Consider the following 25,884-nt stretch of genomic DNA (forward strand, 5'->3'; position numbering starts at 1 on the left):
TATGAGTGACGAGAAGATTACCTTTGAAGTCGACGGCATGACCCTCCAGGGCAGTCCTGGAGACATGCTGATCGAGGTGACCGACAAGGCGGGGATCAACATCCCGCGCTTCTGCTATCACCGCAAGCTCTCGATCGCGGCCAACTGCCGCATGTGCCTGGTGGAGGTCGAACGGGCACCCAAGCCGCTGCCGGCCTGCTCGACGCCGATCTCCGAGGGCATGAAGGTCTCCACGCGCAGCCCCAAGGCGATCAGCGCCCAGCGCTCGACCATGGAGTTCCTCCTGATCAACCACCCGCTCGACTGCCCGATCTGCGATCAGGGCGGCGAGTGCGAGCTGCAGGACGTGGCCATGGGCTACGGCGAGGGCGTCGGTCAGTACTCCGAGGCCAAGCGCGTGGTCAAGGACAAGGACATCGGCCCGCTGATCGCGACCGACATGACCCGCTGCATCCACTGCACCCGCTGCGTGCGCTTCGGCGAGGAGATTGCCGGGCTCAAGGAGCTGGGCGCGACCGGTCGTTCCGACCAGATGGAGATCGGCACCTACATCTCCAAGAGCGTGACCTCCGAGCTGTCGGGCAACGTCATCGACCTGTGCCCGGTGGGCGCGCTCACCGCCAAGCCGTCGCGCTATACCCATCGTCCGTGGGAGCTGGTGCAGCACAAGCACCTGTCCACGCACGATGCCTTCGGCTCAAACCTCTACGTGCACACCCGCGAAGGGCAGGTGATGCGCACCGTGCCGCGTGACAACGACGCGGTCAACGAGACCTGGATCGCCGACCGCGACCGTTTCGCCTACACCGGTCTGTTCACCGAGGACCGCCTGACCCGCCCGATGGTCAAGCGTGACGGCGAGTGGGTGCCCACGAGCTGGGAAGAAGCGCTCGAGGCCGCCGCTCAGGGCATCCAGGAAATCGTCAACCAGCAGGGCCCGTCGGCATTCGGCGCGCTGGTCTCGCCCAATGCCAGCCTCGAAGAGCAGTATCTGACTGCCCGTATCGTGCGCGGCATGGGCTCGAACAACATCGATCATCGCCTGCGCCAGGTGGACTTCTCAGGCGATGCCGACGACCCGGTCATGCCGTGGCTGGGCATGGACATCCCGGCGATCGCCGAGCTCGACGCCGGCCTGACCGTCGGCATGGCGGTTCGCGAAGAGGTGCCGCTGTTCGGTCATCGCCTGCGCCAGGCCGCGCTGACCAACGGCGCCAAGCTGACCCTGGTCCACCCGTTCGAGCAGGGCCTGACTTTCCCGGCGCGGCAGGTGGCCAGCCGCGTCGACGAAGGCGGCGAGCTGGGCACGCTCCTGGCCTTGGTCAAGGCCGCCGGTGGCGAGATCCCGAAGGCACTGGCCAACCACCCGGTGGCCAAGCTCGACGATGCCGAGACGATTGTCTCCGAGCTCAAGGACGGCGAGTCCGCCGCGATCTTCCTCGGCGCGGTCGCGCAGAACGCGCCGGAATTCGCCGCGATCCGTGCCGCTGCCACCGAGCTGGCCCGCCTGACCGGCGCTCAGCTGGGCATCGTCTCGCAGGGCGGCAATGCCTCGGGCGCCTGGCTGGCCGGTGCGGTACCGCATCGAGGGGCGGGTGGTGCCGAGGCCGTCGGTCAGGGCCGCAACGCCGCTGAACTGTTGGCCGAGCCGTGCCCGGCCATGATCCTGCAGGGGATCGAGCCCGAGCATGATTCGGCTGCCGGTCGTGCCGCGCTCGAGGCCCTCGAGAAGGCAGAATGCGTGGTCGCCATGACCAGCTACGTCACGCCGGCCATGAAGCAGTACGCCGACGTGCTGCTGCCGATGGGCACCGCCGTCGAGACGGCCGGCACCTGGGTCAACGGCGAGGGTCGCTGGCAGTCGGTCAACGGCACCGTCCGCGCCCTGGGCGAATCGCGGCCGGCCTGGAAGATCCTGCGCGTGCTCGGCAACCTGCTGGATCTCAACGGCTTCGACTACATGGCGGCCACCGAAGTGCGCCGCGAACTGCAGACGCAGTGCCAGGAAGTGGCACTCGAGAACAAGACGGCCGGCCTGGACAAGGCCCGCTTCGAACTACCGGGTGACACGGCCGGGCAGGGCGGTTACCAGCGCATCGCCCCGGTGGCGATGTACGGCATCGACCCGGTCATCCGTCGTGCGTCCGCCCTGCAGGGCACGGAGAAGGCGGAGCTGCAGCGACACGTGCTGGTCAATCCGGCCGATGCCGAGCGCGAGGGCTGGGAAGACGACATGACCGCGGCGATCGAACAGGACGGGGTGCGTATCGAGCTGCCGATCCGAATCGATTATCGCGTCACCCCGGGCAGCGTGGTCGTCTTCAGTGGCGCCCATGCCGGTGAGCTGGCGCCGCGCGCCGGCAAGGTCGAAATCAAGGTGGAGGTCGCCGCATGATCACCGAATGGCTTTCCCCGGTCATCGGCTGGATGTCGCCCGATTGGCAGTACTTCGTCGTGCACGTGCTGCTGACGCTGGTGATCATGATGCCGATCGTGGTGGCGGTCGCCTACCTGACGCTGGCCGAGCGCAAGGTCATCGGCTACATGCACGTGCGCATCGGCCCCAACCGGGTCGGCCCGCGCGGGCTGTTCCAGCCGTTCGCGGATGTCTTCAAGCTGATGTTCAAGGAAGTCATCACGCCGACGGTCGCGAACAAGTTCATCTTCTACCTCGCGCCGATCCTGATCCTGGTCGCGGCGCTGGTCGCTTGGGCGGTCATCCCGTTCGATGACGGCTGGGTGCTGGCCGACATCAACGCCGGCCTGCTGTACGTGCTCGCGATCGGTGCGGCCGGTGTCTACGGCGTGATCCTCGCCGGCTGGGCGTCGAACTCCAAGTATGCGCTGCTTGGCGGCATGCGCTCGGCGGCACACAAGGTTGCCTACGAGCTGGCAATGGGCTTCGCGCTGGTCGGCGTGCTGATGGCATCCGGCAGCCTCAACCTGTCCGAGATCGTCCGTGGCCAGGAAGGCAGCATCCTGCACTGGTACTGGTTGCCGCTGCTGCCGATGTTCGTCGTCTACTTCGTCTCCGGCGTGGCCGAGACCAACCGGGCGCCGTTCGACATCTCCGAGGGCGAGTCCGAGATCGTCGCCGGCTTCCACGTCGAGTACTCGGGCATGGCCTTCGCGCTGTTCATGCTGGCCGAGTACGCGAGCATGATCCTGATCTCGGCACTGGCGGCGGTAATGTTCCTCGGCGGCTGGCTGTCGCCGTTCCAGGGCACGTTCCTCGAGCCGGTGTTCGCCTTCGTGCCGGGCATCGTCTGGTTCCTGCTCAAGATCTCGTTCCTGCTGTTCGTGTTCATCTGGTTCCGCGCAACGTTCCCGCGTTTCCGCTACGACCAGATCATGCGACTGGGCTGGAAGGTATTCATCCCGGTGACGATCCTGTGGATCGCGGTGGAAGGCGTCTTCCACTATTACCAAGTCGGTCCGTGGTTCTAAGGGGGCGATGCAATGAACGCCATCAAGCATTTCTTCAAGACCTGGTTCCTGTGGGAACTGTTTCTCGGCATGTCGGTGACCGGCAAGTACTTCTTCGGTCACAAATACACCGTGCAGTACCCGGAGGAGAAGACACCACAGTCACCCCGTTTCCGTGGTCTGCACGCCCTGCGTCGTTACGCTAACGGCGAGGAGCGCTGCATTGCCTGCAAGCTCTGCGAAGCGGTATGCCCTGCACTGGCGATCACGATCGAGTCCGAGCAGCGTGACGACGGCACCCGTCGTACCACGCGTTACGACATCGACCTGTTCAAGTGCATCTACTGTGGCTTCTGTGAGGAGGCCTGCCCGGTCGATTCCATCGTTGAGACAAGGGTTTACGAGTACCACTTCGAGAATCGTGGCGAGAACATCATGACCAAGGACAAGCTCCTCGAGATTGGTGACCGCCTGGAATCGCAGATCGCGGCCGATCGCCTGGCGGATGCCGCGTACCGCTAAGCATCGAAGGCCCGGGCGTGGTAACGTCTCGCCCGCGCTCGCGGCCTAACGGACAACGAACGAAATAACGGTCAACCGGCTTTGGGGCGGTCAGCCCGCTCCCAGCAGAAGGATAGTCATGTCGCTCTATCAGATCCTTTTCTACGTATTTGCCTCGGTGGCGGTGATTGCCGCCATCCGGGTGGTGACGGTCAGGAACCCGGTGCATGCCGCGCTGTTCCTGGTGCTGACATTCTTCTCCACCGCACTCGTCTGGGTGCTGATGGAAGCCGAGTTCCTAGGCATCGTGCTGCTGCTGGTCTACGTCGGTGCCGTGATGGTGCTGTTCCTGTTCGTGGTGATGATGCTCGACGTCAATATCGCGCCGTTGCGCGAGGGCTTCATCAAGAACCTGCCCGTGGGCGTGTTCGTCGCACTGGTGATGATCGTCGAGCTGGCCCTGATCCTGGGCCCGGCGAGTTTCGGTCTCGACATCTACCCGGCGCCCGAGGCGGCCCCGGCGGGTACGGGCAACACGCTCGCGATCGGCCAGGTGCTCTACACCAAGTTCGTCTATCCGTTCGAGATCGCCGCGTTCATCCTGCTGGTGGCGATCGTCGCGGCCATCGCGCTGGCCCATCGCCGTCGTCCGGGCGTGCACTACCAGGACATCGACGCGCAGGTTCGGGTCCGCGCCGAAGACCGTGTCCGTATCGCCGAACTGGATGCCGACAAGACCCGCCGCGGCGACCTGTCCGGCGAGACTTCCGCCCAACAGGATAAGGAAACGTCATGATCAGCCTGTCCGAATTCCTGATCTTCGGCGGCCTGCTGTTCTCGATCAGCGTCGCCGGCATCTTCCTCAACCGCAAGAACGTGCTCGTGTTGCTGATGGCGATCGAGCTGATGCTTCTGGCGGTGAACGTGAACTTCGTGGCGTTCTCGCATTTCTCCGGCGACATCGATGGCCAGGCGTTCGTCTTCTTCGTCCTGACCGTGGCCGCGGCCGAAGCGGCCATCGGCCTGGCGATCCTGGTGACGCTGTTCCGCAACCGGCGCACGATCAACGTCGAAGACCTGACCGAGATGAAGGGCTGATTCAATGGAAAAGGTTTATCTTGCCGTCGTACTTGCCCCGCTGATCGCCTCGATCATCGCGGGCCTGTTCGGACGACAGATCGGTCGGTCCGGCGCCCACTGGGTAACCATCATCGGCGTGGCGATCGCGCTGGCCGCGTCCGCTTACGCGTTCTACATGCACGTCTTCGGTGGTCTGCCCACCTTCGACGGGGCGGTATACACCTGGATCGCCTCGGACATGTTCACCTTCGAGATCGGGTTCTTGATCGACCATCTCACGGTGATGATGATGGTGGTGGTCACCGCCGTCTCGTTGATGGTGCACATCTACACCATCGGCTACATGCACGACGACCCGGGCTACCAGCGCTTCTTCAGCTACATCTCGCTGTTCACCTTCTCCATGCTGATGCTGGTGATGTCGAACAACCTGCTGCAGCTGTTCTTCGGCTGGGAAGCGGTGGGCCTGGTCTCCTACCTGCTGATCGGCTTCTGGTACAAGCGCGAGTCGGCGATCTTCGCCAACCTCAAGGCATTCCTGGTCAACCGCGTCGGCGACTTCGGCTTCCTGCTGGGCATCGCCGCGATCCTGATGTACGCCGACACGCTGGACTACGCCACCTTCTTCGAGCGTCTGCCGGAACTGGCCGACATCAAGGTCGAGTACTGGCCGGGCGTGGAGTGGTCGCTGGTCACGGTGATCTCGATCCTGCTGTTCATCGGCGCGATGGGTAAATCGGCGCAGGTGCCGCTGCACGTGTGGCTGCCGGATTCGATGGAAGGTCCGACACCGATCTCCGCGCTGATCCACGCGGCCACCATGGTGACCGCCGGCATCTTCATGGTCGCCCGTTTCTCGCCGCTGTTCGAGCTGTCGGACGCCGCCCTGTCGTTCATCCTGGTCATCGGTGCGATCACCGCGCTGTCGATGGGTCTGCTGGGCATCGTGCAGAACGACATCAAGCGCGTGATTGCCTACTCGACGCTCTCGCAGCTGGGCTACATGACTGTCGCATTGGGCGTGTCCGCCTACAGCCCGGCGCTGTTCCACCTGATGACGCACGCCTTCTTCAAGGCGCTGCTGTTCCTGGCGGCCGGCTCGGTGATCATCGCGATGCACCACGAGCAGGACATCCGCAAGATGGGCGGTCTGGCGAAGAAGATGCCGATCACGTTCATCACCTTCCTGATCGGGGCATTGGCGTTGATCGGCTTCCCGGGCACGGCCGGCTTCTATTCCAAGGAATCGATCATCTATGCCGTGGAGGCCTCGACCCTGCCGGGCGCGACGTTCGCCTACTGGGCGGTGTTCGCCGGCGTGTTCGTGACCGCGTTCTACACCTTCCGCATGTTCTTCCTGGTGTTCTTCGGTGAACCGCGCATGAGCCAGAAGGAGTACGACCACGTCAAGGAGACGCCGAAGGTGGTCACGGTGCCGCTGATGCTGCTGGCCGTGCCGTCGCTGATTATCGGCTTCCTCGTGATCGAGCCGATGCTCTACGGCGGGTACTTCGATGACTCGCTGCGCGTACTGGCGACCCACGGGGCGATGGCGAGCCTCGAGGCCAAGTTCCACGGTGCCTGGGCGATGTTCACCCACGGCTGGGTCACCTCGGTCGTCTGGATGGCCCTGGCCGGTGTGGCGCTCGCGGCGATCATGTATCTCGCGATGCCGAAGGTGCTTCCGCAGCTGTTCGCCCGTGTGTTCGCGTGGCCCAAGCGGGTCATGGAAGAGGGCTACGGCTTCGACGGCTTCAACAATGCCGTGATCGCCGGTGGCTCGCGCCTGCTGGGCCGTGGTCTGTGGCAGGTCGGTGACGTGCGCGCCATCGACGGGCTCGTGGTCAACGGCTCGGCTGCCGTGGTCGGGTATCTGGCCCGCACCTGGCGCCTGATCCAGACCGGTTACCTCTATCACTACGCGTTCGTCATGATCCTCGGCCTGATCGGCCTGCTGACCTGGATCGTGTTCGTCGGCGCGTAACACCCCATAGATAACAAGCGAAGGATAACGGTTCGATGCTGACCTCCTGGCCGATACTGAGCCTGCTCGTCTGGTTGCCGATCGCGGCAGGCCTTGCCGTGATGCTGTTCGGCGAGCGGCGTGCGAATTCCGCCCGCTGGTTCGCCCTGATCGTGTCCGTGGCGGTCTTCGTGATCAGCCTGGGCCTGATCGTGGGCTTCAACACCCAGACCGCCGCGATGCAGTTCGTCGAGCACGTGCCCTGGATCCCGGCGTTCGGCATCAACTACGCGCTGGGTATCGACGGCATCTCGATGCCGCTGATCGTGCTGACGACCTTCACCACCATCCTGGTGGTGGTCGCGGCCTGGGAAGTGATCAAGGACAAGGCGCACCAGTACCTGGCCGCCTTCCTGATCATGGAAGGGATGATGAACGGCACCTTCGCCGCGATGGATGCCATCGTCTTCTACTTCTTCTTCGAAGGCATGCTGATCCCGATGTTCATCATCATCGGTATCTGGGGTGGTCCGCGTCGGGTGTACGCGACGATCAAGTTCTTCCTGTACACCTTCCTCGGCTCGGTGTTCATGCTGGTCGCGCTGATCTACATGTACTTCCAGTCGGGCAGCTTCGCGATCCCGGTGCTGCACGACCTGCCGCTGACGCTGACCGAGCAGATCCTGATCTTCCTGGCGTTCCTGATCGCCTTCGCGGTCAAGATCCCGATGTGGCCGGTGCATACCTGGCTGCCTGACGCCCACGTCGAGGCGCCCACCGGCGGCTCGGTGATCCTGGCGGCGATCATGCTGAAGATCGGTGGCTACGGGTTCCTGCGTTTCTCGTTGCCGATGACGCCGGACGCCGCCGCCGAGCTCGACTGGCTGATGATCCTGCTGTCACTGGTGGCGATCGTCTACATCGGCTTCGTCGCCATGGTCCAGTCGGACATGAAGAAGCTGGTCGCCTACTCGTCGATCTCGCACATGGGCTTCGTCACGCTCGGCATGTTCGTGATCTTCATGATCGTGTCCAACCCGGCCAATACCTCGGCGAGCGGCGTGACCCTGGCGCTGGAAGGCGCGATGGTGCAGATGATCTCGCACGGCCTGATCTCCGCGGCGATGTTCCTCTCGATCGGCGTGCTCTACGACCGGCTGCACAGCCGCGAGATCTCGGCCTATGGCGGCGTGGTCAACACCATGCCCTGGTTCGGTGCGCTGGTCGTCGTGTTCGCCATGGCCAACGTCGGCCTGCCGGGCACCTCGGGCTTCGTTGGGGAATTCATGGTCATCCTCGCCTCGTTCAAGGCCAGCTTCTGGATCGCGCTGATCGCGGCGCTGACGCTGATCATCGGTGCGGCCTACACGCTGTGGATGGTCAAGCGCGTGATCTTCGGCGAGGTGAAGAACGAGGGCGTCAAGACGCTCGACGACCTCAACTTCCGCGAGGCCTGGGTGCTGGGCGTGCTCGCCTTCCTGATCGTCCTGATCGGCGTCTGGCCGAACCCGCTGGTCGAGGTCATGCACGCCTCGATCGAGAACCTGGCGCAACAGGCGCTGACCACCAAGTTGTAAGACGTTCCCTATGACACTCGCCTCACTGAACCTGCAACCGGTCCTGCCCGAAATCGTCCTCGCGGCGATGGCCTGCCTGATCCTGCTCGTCGACCCGTTCATGCCGAAACGCGGTCCGTCGGTCAGCTATGCGCTGTCGCTGCTGACGCTGGTCGCCCTGTTCGTCATCACGCTGCTGCAGATGGACGACAGCGTGCGCATGAGCTTTGGCGGCATGGTGGTCAACGATCCCATGGCCGACGTGATGAAGCTCGTCATCTACGCGCTGGTCGCTGCGGTGCTCGTGATGTCACGCACCTATCTGCGCCAGCGCGGCATCGACAAGGGCGAGTACTACATGCTCGGCCTGTTCGGCGTGCTGGGGATGATGATCACCATCTCGTCGAACCACCTCCTGCTGCTTTACCTCGGCCTCGAACTGCTGTCGTTGGCGATGTATGCGATGACCGCGTTCAAGCGGGACGATGGCCGCGCCTCGGAAGCGGCGATGAAGTACTTCGTCCTCGGCGCGCTGGCCTCGGGGATCCTCCTGTACGGCATGTCGCTGCTCTACGGCGTCACCGGTGACCTGACCCTGACCGCGATCGCGGACAGCGTGGCCGGCGGCGAGGACTCCCTGGCGCTCAAGGCGGCCGTGGTGCTGATCGTGGTCGGTGCGGTGTTCAAGATGGGTATCGCCCCGTTCCACATGTGGCTGCCGGACGTCTACGAGGGCGCACCGACGGCCGTGACCCTGTATCTGGCCGCTGCGCCCAAGATCGCGGCGCTCGCCCTGGTCATGCGTCTGCTGGTCGACGGCATGGGCCCGCTGTTCTCCGACTGGCAGCCGATGCTGATCGTGGTGGCGATGCTGTCGATGGCGATCGGCAACGTGGTCGCGATCGCACAGACGAGCTTCAAGCGGATGCTTACCTACTCGACCATCGGTCATGTCGGCTTCATCCTGCTGGGCGTGCTGGCCGGCACGAACGAGGGTTATGCCGCGGCGCTGTTCTACACCATCGCCTACGCGGTGATGACCATCGGCGGTTTCGGCATCATCCTGCTGCTTGCCCGCCAGGGATTCGAGGCCGAGAGCCTCGAGGATCTCAAGGGCCTGAACGACCGCAGCCCGGTGATGGCGTTCGTCTTCCTGCTGCTGATGTTCTCGATGGCCGGCATCCCGTTCACCTTCGGTTTCTGGGCGAAGCTCGCCGTACTGCAGTCGATCGTGGGTATCGGCCTGTGGTGGCTGGCCATCTTCGCGGTGGTCACGGCGGTCATCGGCGCGTTCTACTACCTCCGCGCGGTCAAGATGGTCTACTTCGACCAGCCGACTGACACCAGTCCCATCCAGGCGGATGCCAACGTGCGTGGCGTACTGGCCCTGAGTGGGGCGTCCATGCTGATCTTCGGCCTGTATCCTACCGGCCTGACCGCACTCACTGCCGGTGCCTTCGGCCTGTAAACCGGGCGCGGGCAACCGGCTCAAGCCAATGAGGTTCCCATGATTGCCGACTCGATCATCGTCAGCTACCTGATCGGGCTGTTCGTCCTGGCGAACCTGCCGTTCGTCAACCAGCGCCTGTTCCTGGTCATCCGCGTGGCGCAGCCGGGTCGACAGAAGTCGTTCTGGTGGCGGATTGTCGAATGGCTGGTCTATTTCGTGCTCGGCATGAGCGCCGGGCTGTATCTCGAGTACGCCATCGGCGGCATCGAGCCCAAGGGCTGGGAGTTCTGGGCCATCTCCGCCTGTATCTTCGCCGTCTTCTCGGTGATCGGCTTCATCTGGCAGTACCAGCTGCGCAAGCACCTGCAGATCTAGTTTCACACCGACAGGCGCAAACGAGAAAGGCGGCCCCGCTTCTCGCGCGGGCCGCCTTTTTGTTTTCCGTGTCTCTCCGGTCAGGCCTGACGCAGTAGCCGCTGCGCGCCCTCGACGTACTTGCCGCGCTGGAACAGCAGCCGCCAGCGCCGACCGCCGACCTGGTCGAACAGGATGGTCGCCCGCACGCCGGCGAGCAGCAGGGCGCGGACGCTCGATGAGACCTGCATTTCCTCGAGGTGATGCTTCTCGCCGTTGATGACGAACTTCTGCGGCAGGTGGCTGAGCGTCTCGCGGTAGAGGTTGTTCAGGTCGGACAGCAGACCCGCATCGGCGCCGTGCTCCTGGTAACTGGGCTTGAGTTCCTCCAGGCGGCGGAAGAGCGTGTCGCCCATCTCGGGCTCGTTGCGGAATGACTTGGTCACGGCGAACAGGGTGACCACGTAACGCGTCAGTTCGAGATCTCGCGGTGCGCGCGAGTTGCCGGCCAGCAGTTCGGTGAGCCGCTTGAGACCGAAGCGCACGCCGGACAGCCCGCCGTAGATGCTGGCCGTGTCGGGGGCATCAAAGGCGAACAGCGAGCCGATGCTGGCCTCGAGCGCCTCTCGGTCCGCGACACGCCCCTCGTAGGCGAGCGTCTGGATCAGCTGGACGGCCTGGGTCATGCCGGCCATCGCGATGATGTGGTCGTCGATATTTCGCGCCATCGATTCGGTTCGTGTGGTTGGAAATGGGTTCAGCCGTCGGGCAGGGCGCGGGTGATCACCGCTCCGCCCAGGCACACCGGCCCATCATAGAACACCACCGACTGCCCGGGGGTGATGGCCCGCTGGGCGGTCTCGAAGGTGGCGACCAGCCGGTCGCCGTCCTGCTCGATGCTCACCGCCTGGTCGGGCTGGCGATAGCGGATCTTGGCAGTGAGCGGCCGGCCGGTCGGCGGCGGTTCGATCCAGTGCACCTGCTCGGCCTCGAGCCGCCGGGCGAACAGGGCCGGATGGTTCTTGCCCTGTACGACCAGCAGGGTGTTGCGCTCGAGATCCTTGCCGGCAACGTACCAGGGCGCGTCGCCGTGGCTCTTGGTCCCGCCGATCCCCAGGCCCTGACGCTGGCCGATGGTGTGGTACATCAGCCCCTGGTGGGTGCCCAGACGCTCGCCGTCGAGGGTCTCGATCGGACCCGGCTGCGCGGGCAGATAGGTCTTGAGGAAATCGGCGAAACGCCGCTCGCCGATAAAGCAGATGCCGGTCGAGTCCTTCTTGCCCGCCGTGATCAGGTCGTGTTCGGCGGCGATCTCGCGCACCCGCGGCTTTTCCAGTTCGCCGACCGGGAAATAGGCCGAGCCGACCTGTTCGCGGCTCAGGGCGTGCAGGAAGTAGCTCTGGTCCTTGTTCTCGTCGATGCCGCGGCCGAGGCGCGCGCCGTCGGGGCCTTCCAGCCGGCGGGCGTAGTGGCCGGTGGCGATGGCATCGGCGCCCAGCGAGCGGGCGTGGTCGAGAAAGGCGCGGAACTTGATCTCGCGGTTGCAGAGGATGTCCGGGTTGGGCGTGCGCCCGGCCTGATACTCGTGCAGGAAGTGCTCGAACACCCGGTCCCAGTACTCGGCGGCGAAGTTGACGTAATGGAACTCGATGCCGAGCTTGTCCGCTACTGCCATGGCATCGAGCATGTCCTCCTTGGCGGCGCAGTACTCGTCATCGTCGTCGCCCTCCCAGTTCTTCATGAACAGGCCCTCGACGCGGTAACCCGCCTCCTTGAGGAGCAGGGCGGCCACGGAGGAATCCACGCCGCCGGACATGCCCACCATGATGCGCGGGGCGTCGGCCGGAGCAGGGGGGATAAGGCTCTCGTGTGTCTTGTCGGTCATCGGATCGAGTGCAGCAGGTCGAGGGGGTAGCGGCACCCCTGTTCGAAGTCGCGGATCGCGGCGGTGACGAACGGCGAGCGGTGCGGCAGGGCCGAGCCTTCGATCGCCTCTCGGCTCATGAAGTGGGCGGCGAGGATGCCGTCGTCGAGCGGCTCGTCGTCGGGGCCCTCGCCGATGTCGCCGATGATGGCCACCCGCAGCACGCGCCGGCCTTCGCCGGGATTGTCGTGGTACAGGCCCAACAGGTCGGTGGGCTCGAAGGCGAAGCGGGTTTCTTCGCGCACCTCGCGGATCACCGCCTCGATCAGGGTCTCGCCGGGCTCGACGTGACCGGCGGGCTGGTTGAGGTAGCGCTGGCCGCGGATGGTCTCCTCGACGATCAGGTACTCCTCGTCGCGGCGGGCGATGCCGGCGACGGTCAGCGAGACGAGCGGGCGGTCGGCGGATACGGGCATGAGGTCAGTATATCGTCCGGGAAAAGGGGCGGCTCAGAGATCCTGCTCGCGGCGCGCCTTCCACTCGTAGAGCAGATCCAGCGCGGCGCGCGGGGACAGGCCGTCCGGGTCGAGCTCGTCGAGTGCCTCGAGCAGCATGTCGGGTTCCGGCTCGGTCGTCTCGACGACCGGCTCGGCGGCGAACAGGTCGAGTTGCGGTGCCTCGGCCCCGGCATGGGACTGCCATTCGAGTTTTTCAAGCAGCCCGCGCGCCCGGCGGATGGTGGGGCGGGGCAGTCCGGCCAGCTTGGCGACATCGATGCCGTAGCTCTGGTTGGCCGGGCCATCCTTCACGCCGTGGAGGAAGACCAGCTCGCCCTGATGGGTGATCGCCTCCAGGTGCACGTTCACCAGCGTCTCGAACTGCTCGGCCAGCTGGGTGAGCTCGAAGTAGTGGGTGGCGAACAGCGTCATCGCGCGGTTCTTGTTGAGCAGGTGCTCGGCCACCGCCCAGGCGAGTGCCAGGCCGTCGAAGGTCGAGGTGCCCCGGCCGATCTCGTCGATCAGCACCAGCGAGCGATCGGTGGCGTGGTGCAGGATCTCGGCCGTCTCGGTCATCTCGACCATGAAGGTCGAGCGCCCCGAGGCCAGATCGTCGGACGCCCCGATGCGCGTGAAGATCCGGTCGATCGGACCGATGGTCGCCGATTGCGCGGGCACGTGGGCGCCGGCATGGGCCAGCAGCACGATCAGCGCGGTCTGGCGCATGTAGGTCGATTTGCCGCCCATGTTTGGACCGGTGATCAAGAGCATGCGCCGGTCCGGCCCCAGGCCGGCATCGTTGGGGACGAACACCGCGTCGCTGTTGGCTTCGACCACCGGATGGCGCCCCTGTACGATCTCGACGCCGACCTCGTCCCAGAAGCGCGGCGCGGTCCACTGCTGACGCTCGGCGACATCACTCAGCGCGGCGAGCGTGTCGAGATCGGCGAGTGCGTCCGCGCGCCGGCGCAGCTCGGCCTGGCTGGTGGTCAGTCGAGCCAACAGGTCGTTGAAGCACTCGCGCTCGCGGGCCAGCGCCTTGTCGCGGGCGGTCAGCACCTCCTGCTCGAAGGTCTTGAGGGTGTCGTTGGTGTAGCGCTCGACCGATTTCAACGTCTGGCGGCGGGTGAAGGTCTCGGGCATGCGCGCCGACTGGCTGCGCGGCACCTCGAAGTAGTAACCGTGAACGCGGTTGTAGGCGAGCTTGAGATTCTCGATCCCCGACTGGCGACGGGCGTCCTCCTCCATGGCGGTGAGCGTGGTGTCGGCCCGCTCGGACAGCCCGCGCAGCCGGTCGAGTTCCTCGTCGAAGCCGGCCGCGATCACCCCACCGTCGCGCAACCACACCGAGGGTTTCTCGGCGATGGCCGCGTCCAGCAGTTCGCGCACCTCGGGCAGGTCGGCGAGGTTCTCCACCAGTTGGGTGAGCAGCGGTTGCTGGCAGCCGGAGAGGGTGGCGGTCAGTTCGGGAAGCTGGTGCAGCGAGTCGCGCAGGGCGGCCAGGTCCCTCGGCCGGGCGGTGCCCAGCACGATGCGCGTGGTGATCCGCTCGATGTCGTTGACCTGGCGCAGTGCCTCGAACAGCGGGGCGGGCAGGTCGCGTTCGCGCAGCTCGGTGATCGCCTGGTGACGGGCGGCGAGCGCCCCGTGATCGCGCAGCGGCCGGGCGAGCCATTCGCGCAGACGGCGGGCGCCCATGCCGGTGGCGGTGCGGTCGAGCAGGCCGATCAGCGCCCCCTCGGGACGCCCCTGGCTGTCCTCGAACAGCTCCAGGTGCCGGCGGGTGTGCACGTCGAGCAGCAGCGCATCGCTGGTCTGCTCGACGGCCAGCCCGTCGATATGGCCGATACGGGTCTTCTGCGTGTCGTTGACGTACTGCCACAGGGCGCCGGCCGCCCCGAGCGCGGCATCCAGCGCCTCGCGGTTGTCGGCATGCACGCCGAAGCCGGCGAGATCGCGCGTGCCGAACTGGGCGCAGAGCTGCTCGACGGCGGTATCCGCGGCGAAATGCCATACGGGGCGCTCGCGGCTGAGCCCGCGGTCGGCGAACAGGCTGTCGGTCAGTGTCTCGAGAGTCATCCCCTCGGGCAGCAACAGCTCGCGCGGATCGACCCGGGCGAGCTCCGTGGCCAGCTCGTCGGGACCGGCCGGGGCCATGATGGCAAAGCGGCCGCTGGACAGATCGAGATGGGCCAGCCCCAGGCGCTCGCGGCCGCGCTTGCGTTGGCGGTGGACGGCGACCAGCCGGTGGGCCTGGCGCTGTTCGAGTAGCGCCTCGTCGGTGACCGTACCGGGGGTGACCACCTTGACCACCTCGCGCTTCATTGGCCCCTTGGCCTGCACGTCGCCGACCTGCTCGCAGATCGCGACCGATTCGCCGGCCTTCAGGAGCCGGGCGAGATAGGACTCGTAGGCATGCACCGGCACGCCGGCCATCGGGATCGGTTCGCCGGCCGAGGTGCCGCGCTGGGTCAGTGTCAGGTCGAGCAGCCTTGCGGCGTGGCGCGCGTCCTCGAAGAACAGCTCGTAGAAGTCGCCCATGCGGTAGAACAGCAGCACGTCCGGGTATTCTTGTTTGATCCGGAGAAACTGCTGCATCATGGGCGTATGCGCGGCAAAGGCGTCGGTTTCGCCGGTCCGATCCGGGCGGGTTGGGGGCTGCGTCGTCATGGGCCGCATTGTAACCAAAAGCGTGCTCTCCACGGGGAGCCCTGGGGGAGCCGTCGGGGCAGGGAGCATAGCCGGATGAATCAACGCGACACCGGGTCGGGGAAGACGCCTCCCAGCTGGTCGGCCGAGCGGATGACCGATGCCGGCATGGAGCGAGCCACGCGGGTGGGACGCCTGGGCCAGGCCCTCGAGGCGCGCGGTCAGCGACTGGCCGTGGCCGAATCCTGCACCGGCGGGTTGCTTGCCGCGACCCTGACGGAGCAGTCCGGCAGCTCCGGCTGGTTCGAGGGCGGCTGGATTACCTACAGCAATCGGGCCAAACAGCGCGAGTTGGGTGTGCCCGCTGCGCTGTTCTCCGAGGTCGGGGCGGTGTCGGGCGAGGTGGTCGCTGCCATGGCCGAAGGGGTCATCCGCCGGGCGGAGGTGTCCTATGCGGTGGCGATCAGTGGCGTGGCCGGCCCTTCGGGCGGCAGCGAGGCCAAGCCGGTCGGCACGGTCTGGATCGGTTGGGGGTACTGGTCACCGGCGACGGCCGCCGGGGCCCATGCGGAACCGCTGACGACCTTCGCGGCTCGCTTCCGCTTCGATGGTGACCGGGCGGCGGTGCGCCACTCGGCCGTGGACGTTGCGCTGCGAGGGCTGTGCGCCCATCTGTCCGGCGAGAGCTGGGATGCCGCGGCGGCCCGGCGCTGGTCGGATGCGTTCTGGCCTGTGGCCGGCCTCAAGATGTAGCGGCGAGTGCCCGGCCTCGCCGGCGGAGGAGGGAGCCAGACAGACATGAATATCGATCTTGCGACCAATCGACTCGATTCGGTGCCGTATATCGCCTCGCCGAACAGCGATGCCCGCCCGCGCGAGGAGCGGATCGAACTGGTGGTGGTGCATGCCATGTCGCTGCCGCCGGGGGAGTTCGGCGGCACCGCGATCGAGCGTTTCTTCACCAATCGCCTCGATCCGGCCGAGCATCCCTATTTCGAGACGATTCGCGACCAGCGCGTCTCCGCCCACGTGGTGATCTATCGCGACGGATCGATCAAGCAGTTCGTCCCGTTCGATCGGCGCGCCTGGCATGCCGGCGAGTCGCGGTTCGGCGAGCGCACACGCTGCAACGATTTTTCCATCGGCATCGAGCTGGAAGGTACGGATACCGAGCCATACACGAGCGTTCAGTACGAGGCGCTCGGCAAGGTGCTGGCGGCGATCAAGCAGGCCTATCCCACCGTGCATGCCGTGCGTGGGCACAGCGATGTCGCCCCGGGGCGCAAGACCGACCCCGGCCCGGCATTCGACTGGGGCCACCTGGCTTCCCGCCTGCCCGAAGGCATGTCGACGGCCTGATCATGGCAGTTTCACCACAACAGACAGGGGCGTATCCGAGATGAAGTTGTTGGCACTGGTACTGGTGATCGCCTTCGACCGCTTCCTGGAATTCTTCCAGCGTTGGCGGGCCGCTCGCTGGCCCCGTCGCGTGACCACCGAGGTGTTCGAGACGCTTGCCGGCATGGTGGGGCCCACGGCCGCCCGTCTGGTGGTGTGGCTGCTGGTGCCGGGGGTGCTGTTCGCCTGGCTGGGGCTGGGCAGTGACGGCATCATCGGCTGGCTGGTGGCGATGGTGGTCCTGCTGCTGGTGATCACGCCGCGCAATACCTCCGAGATAAACCGTCAGCTGCTCGACGCGGCCGCCCGGGATGATGCCGAGACGGTCGAATCGGCGCGGCGCGTGCTCTTCGACGGCACGCCGGTCGATCCGTCCGAGGCCACCACGCGACAGACCGGCGAGCGCATCATCGTGCTGGCCTTCAGCGAGTGGTTCCTGGTGCTGTTCTGGTTCGTTCTCGCGGGCCCGGCCGGGGCGTTGCTGTACCGGCTCACCGAATGGCTCGCCGAAACGCCCGATCCCGACGAGCAGGGGCTCTCCCGCCTGCGTGGCTGGCAGCGTCGGCTGCACGCGATCCTGGTGGTGCCGGCCGCGCCGGTATTCACCGTGCTGATGCTGCTGGCCGGATCGTTCCAGCGCGGGCTGAATGCCTGGCGCGGCGACGAGTCCCTGGGGCGGGAGCATGGCTCGCTCGATCCCTGGGAGGCGGCCTCGATCGGGCTGATCGCCCGGGTCGGGCATGCGGTGATCGACGTGGAGCGTGCCGACGAGTGCCTCGACGAATCCGCCTGCCTGGCGGATCAGCGTATCTGGTACCGGGCGGCGCACGCGATCGTGCTGCGGGCGTTGTTGTTCGGTCTCGCGCTGGTCGCGGTTCTGACGATGATCGGCTGGGTGCCCTGAACCGGCAACGGCCGTAATGATTGCAAAACGGGTTCGGCAGCCGCCGGGCCTTCAAAGGGAGGGGAGTGACATGAAGGGACAACAACTGATCGGCGTCGCCTTGTTGGTGCTGGGGCTGATTCTGCTGTATTTCGGTTACGAATCCTCGCAGGGGCTGGATGACCAGGTCTCCGAGGCGCTGACCGGCGAGTACACCGAGGGCACGATGTTCTACTGGATTGCCGGTGGGGTCAGTGCTGTCGTCGGCCTGGTGATGCTGGTGGCGAGAAAGAAGTGATCCCGGCCTTTCGGTCGACCGGGCGGCACGGGATTCGGTGGTCGCTTACGACCCTTGGATCGACTGGTAGAATCCCGCCTCCCATTCGATCCGCGAGTTGCCATGAGCACCCAGACCACCCGACTCGATCTCATCCGCCACGGCGAACCCGTGGGTGGCCGTCGCTTCCGCGGCGATGCCGTCGATGACCCCTTGAGCGACATCGGCTGGCAGCAGCTCGAGCGACGCCTTCGACTGCTGGAGGCGCAGGGGATGGCCGACTGGGACGTGATCGCCACCTCGCCGATGGTGCGTTGCCGGTCTTTCGCCGCCGAGGTGGCCGACCGGCGTGGTCTCGAGCTGGTGGTCGATCCGGATCTGCGCGAGATCGGCTTCGGCCCCTGGGAGGGCCTGCGTCACGCGGAGATTCCCGAACGCTACCCGGAAGAGCACGCCGCCTTTCTGGCCGACCCCGTCTACGGCCGCCCGCCGGGGAGCGAGGCGATGGCCGATTTCTTCGAGCGCGTCACGCGCGGGCTCGAACGCCTCGAGCGCAATCACGCCGGTCAAAAGGTGCTGCTCATGTCGCATGCCATCGTGATGCGCGCGGCCTGTGCTTGGGTGGTGGGCGCGCCGATGGCCGCCATCGCGCGCATCGAGACCGAGTACGCGGCGTTTCTCTCCATTCGTCACAACGACCGTGGCCGACGACTCCTGGCGCTGGACAACGGCCTGCCGGACGAGGGTGCCTGATGGCCGACTCCACGCGCCCCGTTGTCGAACTCTCCATCCTCGGCCTGCAACCGCGCGACGGCCGGCCGGATGATGGCAGTGGCTTTTCCTCGCCCACCTGGACCTGGCCTGATGACGACGCCGAGCGGCCATTGGCCCGGCTGCTTTCCAGGCGCTATCTCGCCCCGAGCGCACATGATGAGGGTGAGGCGGATTGCCGCTTCGAGGATCCCGATCGGCAGGCGCTTGGCATTCTCGAAGCGGATCCCCCGGCCGAGATCGACGCGCTGACCCGCGCGCTGGGTGACTGGTGCCTGGGTGGGGGAAGCCGCGAGTCATTCCACGAACGGATCGAGGCCTGGAAGGCAGAGGGGTTCACCCAGTTGCTGTGTTTCGACCCGATTCATCTCAAGGCCGAAACCGATCATGCCATCACGCTCGGGCCGCGTTTTCTGGCGCTGACCGCCGAGGAGCTCGACGGGCTGATCGGTGAGATGAATGCCTGGCTGGCTCAGGACGGCATGCGGGTAGAACGCATCGGCAGGCAGCTCTATCTGCTGGCGCGTGCCGGTGAGGGCGGAGTCGGTCCGGCGAATGTCGACCTCAAGCGTGCCGGCGCGCCGCTCGCCTGCCTGCTGAATCGCAATGCCGGCGTGTTCCTCGACGAGCATCACAGCGACCCGATTCTGCGCCAGTGGCTTACCGAGGTGCAGATGTGGCTCTACCCGCAGCCGTTCAACGACGAGCGCGCTGGACGAGGTCAGCCGATCCTCAACAGTTTCTGGCCGCACGGCATGGCCGAGCTCACTTATCCCCTGCACGACGAGGCGACAGAGGCCGGGTTGATCGTCAGCGACTCGCCGGCGGTGCTGGCCCGCCACGACGCCCTGGCTTTCGAAGACGCGTCTCCCCGGTCGCTGCGGGAGGCGATCGAGGCCGGTCGGTCACTGCACGTCGTGTTGAGCGAGGCTGCCTGGTGTCGTCTGGAAGGCGATCTCGGCGGTTTTCAGCGCGAGCTCGCCCGGATCGACGACTGGCTGGCCGGCCTGCTGGAGAGCGTGCCGGGGTTGAACGTCCGCTTGCTCGATGGTCAGGGTGGTGTATGGCGGCGAGAAAACTACTTGGCGCGTCTGTGGCAACGCCTGTGGACCGGCTGGCGTAGGCGGGCATGACGACGGCCAGTGTCAAACAGGAGGCCCGAAAACTGGGTCTGGCCACGATTCGTCGTCGCGAGACGCCCGAGCCCGCGGCGGGCCTGGCGCATCTGAATCCACGGCTGGCGCGCGTGCTGGCAGCCCGCGGCATCAATGACCCGGCACAGCTGAACCATGATCTCGCCGCCCTGCTGCCACCGGCGGGCATGCCCGATCTCGAGCGTGCGGCCGAACTGATCGCCGATGCCGTCGAGGCAGGGCGGCAGATCCTGGTGGTCGGGGATTTCGATGCCGACGGGGCGACTGCCACGGCCCTCTGCCTGCGGGCACTGACGGCCATGGGCGCGACTCGCGTCGATTTCCGCATCCCGGACCGGCAACGTCATGGCTACGGGTTGAGTCCGGCGCTGCTCGAGGAGATGGAAGTCGCCCCTGACCTGGTACTGACCGTGGACAACGGCGTCTCCGCCCATGCGGGCGTGGCCGCCGCGAAGGCGATGGGGTGCCAGGTGGTGGTCAGTGATCACCACCTGCCAAGCGATACGCTTCCCGGGGCCGATGCGATCGTCAATCCCAACCGTGCCGATGCGAACTTCGAATCCGGTGCGCTCGCCGGGGTGGGCGTGGCCTTCTACCTGCTCGCCGCGGTGCGCGCCGAGCTCGACCGCCGCGACTGGTTTGCCGAGCGCCAACGCCCCAATCTCGCCAGCTGGCTCGATCTGGTCGCCCTGGGCACCGTGGCCGACGTCGTGGAGCTGGACGACAACAACCGCCGCCTGGTCGCGCAGGGCTTGGCGCGCATCCGCGCCCAGCAATGCACGCCGGGCATCCTGGCCCTGTTCGCCGAGGCCGGCCGGGATCCGCGCGAGGCCCAGTCCAGTGCGCTGGGGTTTGCCATCGGCCCGCGCCTGAACGCCGCCGGTCGGCTCGAGAACATGCGCCTGGGCGTGGAATGCCTGCTGGCCGACGACCCCGCCAAGGCACGCCGGCTGGCCGCCGAGCTGGATCGCATCAACCGTGAACGCCGCTCGGTCGAGCGGGACATGCTCGAGACCGTCGCCGCCGACCTGGAGCGTGCGTTGGGCGGGCAGGGCGACACGCCGCCGAAGCAGGCGACGGACTGGGTCCGCTACGATCCGGGGTTCCACCCGGGCGTGATCGGCATCGTCGCCGGGCGGTTGAAGACCCGCTGGGTGCGCCCGGTGTTCGTGTTTGCCCCGGCAGAAGTCGGCAACGACAACGGCTTGTTGAAAGGCTCCGGGCGCTCGATTCCCGGCATCCATCTGCGCGACCTGCTGGTCGAGATCGATGCCCGGCATCCGGGGCTGATCGAAGGCTTTGGCGGTCACGCAATGGCGGCGGGTCTGTCGCTGGACAGCGGGCGGATCGAGGCATTCCGGGCCGCCTTCGCCGCGGTCATGGCCCGTTTCGAGGCGCGCCTGCCGCACGGCCGCGAGGTGCTTACCGACGGCCCCCTGGCCGCGGAGGACTTCCACCTCGATTTCGTCTCGCTGCTCGATCGGCACGGTCCCTGGGGGACCGGCTTTCCCGAGCCGCTGTTCGACAACGCCTTCGAGGTGATCGACAAGACCGCGCTCAAGGGGGGCAAGCACTGGCGCCTGAGCGTGCGGCCGGTCGATGCGCCGGCCGGGCGGCCGCTGGATGCCATCTGGTTCAACGCCCCCGACCCGCTGCCACCGGGCCGACACTGGCAGATCGCCTATCGTCCGGCAATCGACAGCTTCCGCGGTCAGCGACGCCTGAAACTGTTTGTCGAGACGGCCTTGCCGGTTCGGTAAGTCACGGATCGATCGGGGATTCGGCGATAGAACGCTCCGGCTGTGTCCGGGGCGGACGGCATGGTCGCCTTTCTGTCGCGATCGCTGCCCGGGAACTCGGGGCTTTGCGATACAATCCCATGCCAATTACTCAGAGCCCAACGGGAAACGGACTCATGTGCGGAATCGTCGCAGCAGTCGCGGAGCGACAGGTTGGCCCGATCCTTCTTGAAGGATTGCGGCGACTGGAATATCGCGGCTATGACTCGGCCGGCCTGGCGCTCCTCGACGACGAGCAGGGGCTGGCATCCGTGCGGGCGGTGGGCAAGGTCGCCGCATTGGCGGAAAAGCTGGAGGCGGAACCGCTTTCGGGGCAGCTCGGCATTGCCCACACCCGTTGGGCGACCCATGGCGTACCGGTCGAGCGCAACGCCCATCCGCATCTCGCCCCGAGTCTCGATCAAGGACGGGTCGCGGTGGTGCACAACGGCATCATCGAGAACTTCAGTGCCCTGAAGGACGAGCTGGCGGCAGCCGGCTGCACCTTTGCTTCGGATACCGACACGGAAGTCATCGCCCACCTGATTCATCGCTACCTGGAAACGGGGCTTTCCCCCCGGGAAGCGTTCGATGCCGCGGTCGATCGCCTGCAAGGGGCCTTTGCGCTGGCCGTCGTGATGACCGATGCGCCCGAAACCCTGTTCGTCGCCCGCCAGGGCAGCCCGCTGGTTATCGGTGTCGGCATCGGCGAGCATTTTGCCGCCTCGGATGCCTTGGCCCTCCTGCCGGTCACGCAGTCGTTCGTCTACCTGGAAGAGGGTGACCGGGCCGTCATCACCCGCGATGCGCTTGCGATCACCGACGTGTCGGGCAAGGCCGTCGAGCGCCCCGTACGCCAGTCCGCGCAGCGCGCGGAAAGCGCCGACCGGGGACGTTTCCGCCACTTCATGCTCAAGGAAATCCACGAGCAGCCGCAAGCCATCGCCGACACGCTCGAGGCGCGCATCGCCCAGGGACACATCCTGCCGGCGGCCTTCGGCGTGGGGGCCGACAAGATCTTCGCCGGTGTCGAGCGCGTGCAGATCATCGCCTGCGGCACGAGCTACCACGCGGGGCTGGTCGCTCGCTACTGGTTCGAGGACATCCTGCAGATGCCCTGTTCGGTGGAGGTGGCCTCCGAATTTCATTACCGCAACCCGGTGGTCAGTCCCAACACGCTGATCGTCGCGCTGTCGCAGTCGGGCGAGACGGCGGACACGCTCGCCGCGGTCCGCATGCTCAAGCGCGTCGACTCGACTCGTCCCGTGCTCGCCATCTGCAACGCGCCCGAATCGTCGCTGGTGCGCGAGTCGGACCTGGTGCTGATGACACGTGCCGGCCCCGAGATCTCGGTGGCATCGACCAAGGCGTTCTCCACGCAACTGGTTTCGCTCGCGCTGCTGTTGTTGGCGGTGGGGCGCGCCAGCGGGCGCATGGATGAGGAGGTCGAGCAGCGCATTGTCGAGGGGCTGGAGAAGGTGCCTGGTCGCATCCAGAATGCGCTGGATCACGGCGATCGCGTACGCGAACTGGCCGAATTGCTGGTGGAGAAGGAGCACGCCCTGTTTCTCGGGCGTGGGCCGATGTACCCGATCGCAATGGAAGGGGCGCTCAAGCTCAAGGAGATCAGCTACATCCACGCCGAGGCGTATCCGGCCGGTGAGCTCAAGCACGGCCCGCTGGCGCTGATCGACGAGACCATGCCGGTGATCACCATCGCGCCGCAGAACGAGCTGCTCGACAAGCTCAAGTCCAATATTGCCGAGGTGACGGCACGGGGCGCCGAGCTGTTCGTCTTCGCCGACGAGCGTGCCGGGCTTTCGTCGTCCGGCTTTACGCATGTCCTGCCGGTGACGTCACACGTGGGGCGCATCAGCGCGCCGATCATCTTCAACATCCCGCTGCAGTTGCTGGCCTATCACGTCGCGGTGCTCAAGGGCACGGACGTCGATCAGCCCCGCAACCTCGCCAAGTCGGTCACCGTGGAGTAATGCCGTGAGCAAGGATGCCCCTGAAAACATGGCCTCGCTGCCGGAAGAAAACGACGTTCGCCTCGCCGTGGTCGGTCTGGGATACGTCGGGTTGCCGCTCGCCGTGGCCTTCGCCCATCGTCAGACCGTTGTCGGTTTCGATGTCGATTCGCGTCGGATCGAGGAACTCTCGCGTGGTTATGACCACACCATGGAGGTCGAGGGCGAGGAGCTCGGGCAGGTGTCCGGGAACCTGTCGTATACCGACCGGATCGAGGAGCTGGCGGACGCGAACGTCTATGTCGTGACGGTGCCGACGCCGATCGACAAGTACAAGCGCCCGGATCTGTCGCCGCTGCTTTCCGCCTCGCGTACCGTCGGGCAGTCGCTCCGCCGCGGGGACGTGGTCATCTACGAGTCGACCGTCTATCCCGGGGCGACGGAGGAGGACTGCGTCCCGGTGCTCGAGCAGGTCAGCGGCCTGACGTTCAACGAGGACTTCTTCGTCGGCTACAGCCCGGAGCGGATCAACCCCGGCGACAAGGAACACCGGGTGGCCGACATCAGGAAGGTCACCTCCGGCTCGACCCCGGAAGCGGCCGCGTTCATCGACGCGCTCTACAATCGCGTCATACGGGCGGGAACCCACCTCGCGCCCGCGATTCGCGTTGCAGAGGCCGCCAAGGTGATCGAGAACACCCAGCGGGACGTGAATATCGCGCTGGTCAACGAACTGGCGATGCTCTTCAACAAGATGGGCATCGACACCCAGGCCGTGCTCGACGCCGCCGCCACGAAGTGGAACTTTCTGCCGTTCAAACCGGGGCTGGTCGGTGGCCACTGCATCGGCGTGGATCCGTACTATCTGACCCAGAAAGCGCAGGAAATAGGTTGTCATCCGGAGATGATCCTCGCCGGCCGACGGACCAACGATGGCATGGGCGAGTACGTCGCCGCCCAGGTGGTGCAGTTGATGACCAAGCATCGCCTGCAGGTGGTCGATTCCAAGGTCCTGATCCTGGGGCTGGCCTTCAAGGAGAACTGCCCGGATCTGCGCAACACGCGCGTGGTCGACGTCGTCCACCACCTCGAGCAGTACAACGTCGACGTACACGTCCACGACCCTTGGGTCGACGCAACCGAGGCCCGGCACGAGTACGGCCTCGAGCTGGATCCGGATCCGGCTCCGGGCACCTTCGACGCGGTCGTGATTGCTGTGGCGCACGACCAGTTTGTCCAACTCGGCGGGTCCGGTGTCCGACGGCTGGTACACGATCAGGGCATGGTCTACGACATCAAGCACATCCTGCCGCGAGACGAGGTGGATGGCCGCCTCTGAGAACGTGACTCTCGGGTTGTCCGATTCGAGCATGAATATCTCCGTCGCCATGGCCACCTTCAACGGGGAGCCGCACCTCGCGGAGCAACTCGAGAGCATCCGCTGCCAGACTCGTGCTCCTGACGAACTGGTCGCCTGCGACGACGGTTCCTCTGACGCCACCGTCGAATTGCTCATGGCGTTCCGGGACAAGGTGCAGTTTCCCGTCCGTATCGAGCGCCATACGAAGAATCTGGGTTCGACTCGGGCCTTCGAAAACGCACTGTCAGCTTGCCGTGGGGACATCGTGCTGTTGTCCGACCAGGACGATGTCTGGCGGAGCGACCGCATCGCGCGGACTTGTCGGGCGTTTGAAGAGAATCCCCGGGCTGTGGGCGTGTTTTCGGATGCTCGCCTGACCGATGCAAATGGCAGCTCTCTCGGCCGGACACTTTGGCAGCGAACCGGCGTCGATCGGCCCGTGCTCGAAAAGCTGGCTCAGGGGGGCATGGTCGGCTTCCGGGAATTGCTCAAGCGCAACGTGATAACGGGGGCGACTTTCGCCTTTCGTATGGATAATGTGTCCGCAATCCAGCCGTTCCCGACGGAGTGGGTGCATGACTACTGGATAGCGCTCCATCTGATCCTGCAAGGCGGGATTGTCGGTATCGATCAGCCTCTGATCGACTACCGGCAACATGGCAGAAACCAGCTCGGAGCCGGTCGGCAATCCATCATGGGGCGCCTGCGCCAACGGGGTGACTTGAGGCTGTCGTATCGACAAATGCGGACATTGAACGAACGTTCCCGGGCATTGCCGGAGGCAGCACGGCGGGAGATCGAGAGGAAGTGTTCGCACCTTGACGATCGGATCGGCGCCGAGAAGGCCTTGGTCCCTGTAATCCGGGGGTGGGTGCGCGGTGACTACACACGCTACTCGAATGGGATGCAAAGCGTCCTCAAGGATCTGATCGCGCGCATTTGATAGGCGAGCG

Annotated in this window: 23 protein-coding genes; 19 read left to right on the plus strand and 4 right to left on the minus strand. The window is 65.8% G+C overall.

Annotation, left to right across the window (positions count from 1 at the left end; all coding sequences use genetic code 11):
- Position 1: 1 nt before the first annotated feature.
- From nuoG to AWR35_RS09635, 9 genes are all read left to right on the plus strand, one after another.
- The gene (nuoG, locus tag AWR35_RS09595; RefSeq protein ID WP_058575724.1) at positions 2-2,395 is read left to right on the plus strand and encodes an NADH-quinone oxidoreductase subunit NuoG; all 2,394 of its coding nucleotides are present in this window, start codon (positions 2-4) and stop codon (positions 2,393-2,395) included.
- A gap of 32 nt (positions 2,396-2,427) precedes the next feature.
- A complete protein-coding gene (gene nuoH, locus AWR35_RS09600; RefSeq protein WP_058575787.1) occupies positions 2,428-3,447 on the plus strand; it encodes an NADH-quinone oxidoreductase subunit NuoH in 1,020 nt (339 codons plus the stop codon).
- Positions 3,448-3,459: 12 nt separating this feature from the next.
- A complete protein-coding gene (nuoI, locus tag AWR35_RS09605) occupies positions 3,460-3,948 on the plus strand; it encodes an NADH-quinone oxidoreductase subunit NuoI (protein ID WP_058575725.1) in 489 nt (162 codons plus the stop codon).
- Positions 3,949-4,066: 118 nt separating this feature from the next.
- Positions 4,067-4,723, plus strand: coding sequence for an NADH-quinone oxidoreductase subunit J (locus tag AWR35_RS09610; protein WP_058575726.1), 657 nt, complete (start codon positions 4,067-4,069; stop codon positions 4,721-4,723).
- Positions 4,720-5,025: an NADH-quinone oxidoreductase subunit NuoK gene (gene nuoK, locus AWR35_RS09615; protein WP_058575727.1), complete on the plus strand. Its 306-nt coding sequence runs from the start codon at positions 4,720-4,722 to the stop codon at positions 5,023-5,025. The genes AWR35_RS09610 and nuoK overlap by 4 nt, the downstream gene beginning before the upstream one ends.
- A gap of 4 nt (positions 5,026-5,029) precedes the next feature.
- Positions 5,030-6,991: an NADH-quinone oxidoreductase subunit L gene (nuoL, locus tag AWR35_RS09620; protein ID WP_058575728.1), complete on the plus strand. Its 1,962-nt coding sequence runs from the start codon at positions 5,030-5,032 to the stop codon at positions 6,989-6,991.
- Positions 6,992-7,026: 35 nt separating this feature from the next.
- Positions 7,027-8,547, plus strand: a complete 1,521-nt coding sequence (locus AWR35_RS09625; protein WP_058575729.1) for an NADH-quinone oxidoreductase subunit M — start codon at positions 7,027-7,029, stop codon at positions 8,545-8,547.
- Between the two features lie 10 nt (positions 8,548-8,557).
- Positions 8,558-9,994, plus strand: a complete 1,437-nt coding sequence (nuoN, locus tag AWR35_RS09630; protein ID WP_058575730.1) for an NADH-quinone oxidoreductase subunit NuoN — start codon at positions 8,558-8,560, stop codon at positions 9,992-9,994.
- Between the two features lie 39 nt (positions 9,995-10,033).
- Complete coding sequence (locus AWR35_RS09635; RefSeq protein ID WP_058575731.1) at positions 10,034-10,351, plus strand: DUF2818 family protein; 318 nt, start codon at positions 10,034-10,036, stop codon at positions 10,349-10,351.
- A gap of 80 nt (positions 10,352-10,431) precedes the next feature.
- On the opposite strand, the gene AWR35_RS09640 is transcribed toward AWR35_RS09635, so the two are convergent.
- Genes AWR35_RS09640 through mutS form a run of 4 tightly spaced genes read right to left on the minus strand, consistent with a single transcriptional unit; the run spans position 10,432 to position 15,361 of the window.
- Complete coding sequence (locus tag AWR35_RS09640) at positions 10,432-11,058, minus strand: DUF489 family protein (protein ID WP_058575732.1); 627 nt, start codon at positions 11,056-11,058, stop codon at positions 10,432-10,434.
- Between the two features lie 29 nt (positions 11,059-11,087).
- On the minus strand, positions 11,088-12,215 hold the full coding sequence (mnmA, locus tag AWR35_RS09645) for a tRNA 2-thiouridine(34) synthase MnmA (RefSeq protein WP_156413983.1): 1,128 nt from the start codon (positions 12,213-12,215) through the stop codon (positions 11,088-11,090).
- Complete coding sequence (locus AWR35_RS09650) at positions 12,212-12,670, minus strand: NUDIX domain-containing protein (protein ID WP_058575733.1); 459 nt, start codon at positions 12,668-12,670, stop codon at positions 12,212-12,214. Before AWR35_RS09650 ends, mnmA begins: the two co-directional genes overlap by 4 nt.
- Before the next feature lie 33 nt (positions 12,671-12,703).
- Positions 12,704-15,361, minus strand: coding sequence for a DNA mismatch repair protein MutS (gene mutS / locus AWR35_RS09655; protein WP_231723587.1), 2,658 nt, complete (start codon positions 15,359-15,361; stop codon positions 12,704-12,706).
- Positions 15,362-15,436: 75 nt separating this feature from the next.
- Here mutS and AWR35_RS09660 point away from each other — a divergent pair, with 75 nt between their 5' ends.
- The 10 genes from AWR35_RS09660 (at position 15,437) to AWR35_RS09705 (ending at position 25,874) form a co-directional block, all read left to right on the plus strand.
- Positions 15,437-16,093 (plus strand): CinA family protein, encoded by a 657-nt coding sequence (locus AWR35_RS09660; protein WP_066185129.1) that lies wholly within the window; start codon positions 15,437-15,439, stop codon positions 16,091-16,093.
- A gap of 45 nt (positions 16,094-16,138) precedes the next feature.
- The gene (ampD, locus tag AWR35_RS09665) at positions 16,139-16,699 is read left to right on the plus strand and encodes a 1,6-anhydro-N-acetylmuramyl-L-alanine amidase AmpD (protein ID WP_058575734.1); all 561 of its coding nucleotides are present in this window, start codon (positions 16,139-16,141) and stop codon (positions 16,697-16,699) included.
- 40 nt (positions 16,700-16,739) lie between these two features.
- Complete coding sequence (gene ampE, locus AWR35_RS09670) at positions 16,740-17,642, plus strand: regulatory signaling modulator protein AmpE (RefSeq protein ID WP_058575735.1); 903 nt, start codon at positions 16,740-16,742, stop codon at positions 17,640-17,642.
- A gap of 70 nt (positions 17,643-17,712) precedes the next feature.
- Positions 17,713-17,919, plus strand: a complete 207-nt coding sequence (locus AWR35_RS09675; RefSeq protein WP_058575736.1) for a DUF3185 family protein — start codon at positions 17,713-17,715, stop codon at positions 17,917-17,919.
- Between the two features lie 102 nt (positions 17,920-18,021).
- Positions 18,022-18,651, plus strand: coding sequence for a histidine phosphatase family protein (locus tag AWR35_RS09680; RefSeq protein ID WP_058575737.1), 630 nt, complete (start codon positions 18,022-18,024; stop codon positions 18,649-18,651).
- Complete coding sequence (locus AWR35_RS09685) at positions 18,651-19,802, plus strand: hypothetical protein (RefSeq protein WP_058575738.1); 1,152 nt, start codon at positions 18,651-18,653, stop codon at positions 19,800-19,802. Before AWR35_RS09680 ends, AWR35_RS09685 begins: the two co-directional genes overlap by 1 nt.
- Complete coding sequence (gene recJ / locus AWR35_RS09690) at positions 19,799-21,583, plus strand: single-stranded-DNA-specific exonuclease RecJ (protein ID WP_058575739.1); 1,785 nt, start codon at positions 19,799-19,801, stop codon at positions 21,581-21,583. Before AWR35_RS09685 ends, recJ begins: the two co-directional genes overlap by 4 nt.
- A gap of 155 nt (positions 21,584-21,738) precedes the next feature.
- The gene (gene glmS / locus AWR35_RS09695) at positions 21,739-23,592 is read left to right on the plus strand and encodes a glutamine--fructose-6-phosphate transaminase (isomerizing) (protein ID WP_058575740.1); all 1,854 of its coding nucleotides are present in this window, start codon (positions 21,739-21,741) and stop codon (positions 23,590-23,592) included.
- 28 nt (positions 23,593-23,620) lie between these two features.
- A complete protein-coding gene (locus AWR35_RS09700) occupies positions 23,621-24,910 on the plus strand; it encodes a nucleotide sugar dehydrogenase (protein ID WP_058575741.1) in 1,290 nt (429 codons plus the stop codon).
- A 31-nt stretch (positions 24,911-24,941) separates the two neighbouring features.
- Positions 24,942-25,874: a glycosyltransferase family 2 protein gene (locus AWR35_RS09705; RefSeq protein WP_197408190.1), complete on the plus strand. Its 933-nt coding sequence runs from the start codon at positions 24,942-24,944 to the stop codon at positions 25,872-25,874.
- The last annotated feature ends 10 nt before the right edge of the window (positions 25,875-25,884 follow it).

It is taken from the genome of Guyparkeria sp. WRN-7, from assembly GCF_001641825.1.
Taxonomy (GTDB): domain Bacteria; phylum Pseudomonadota; class Gammaproteobacteria; order Halothiobacillales; family Halothiobacillaceae; genus Guyparkeria.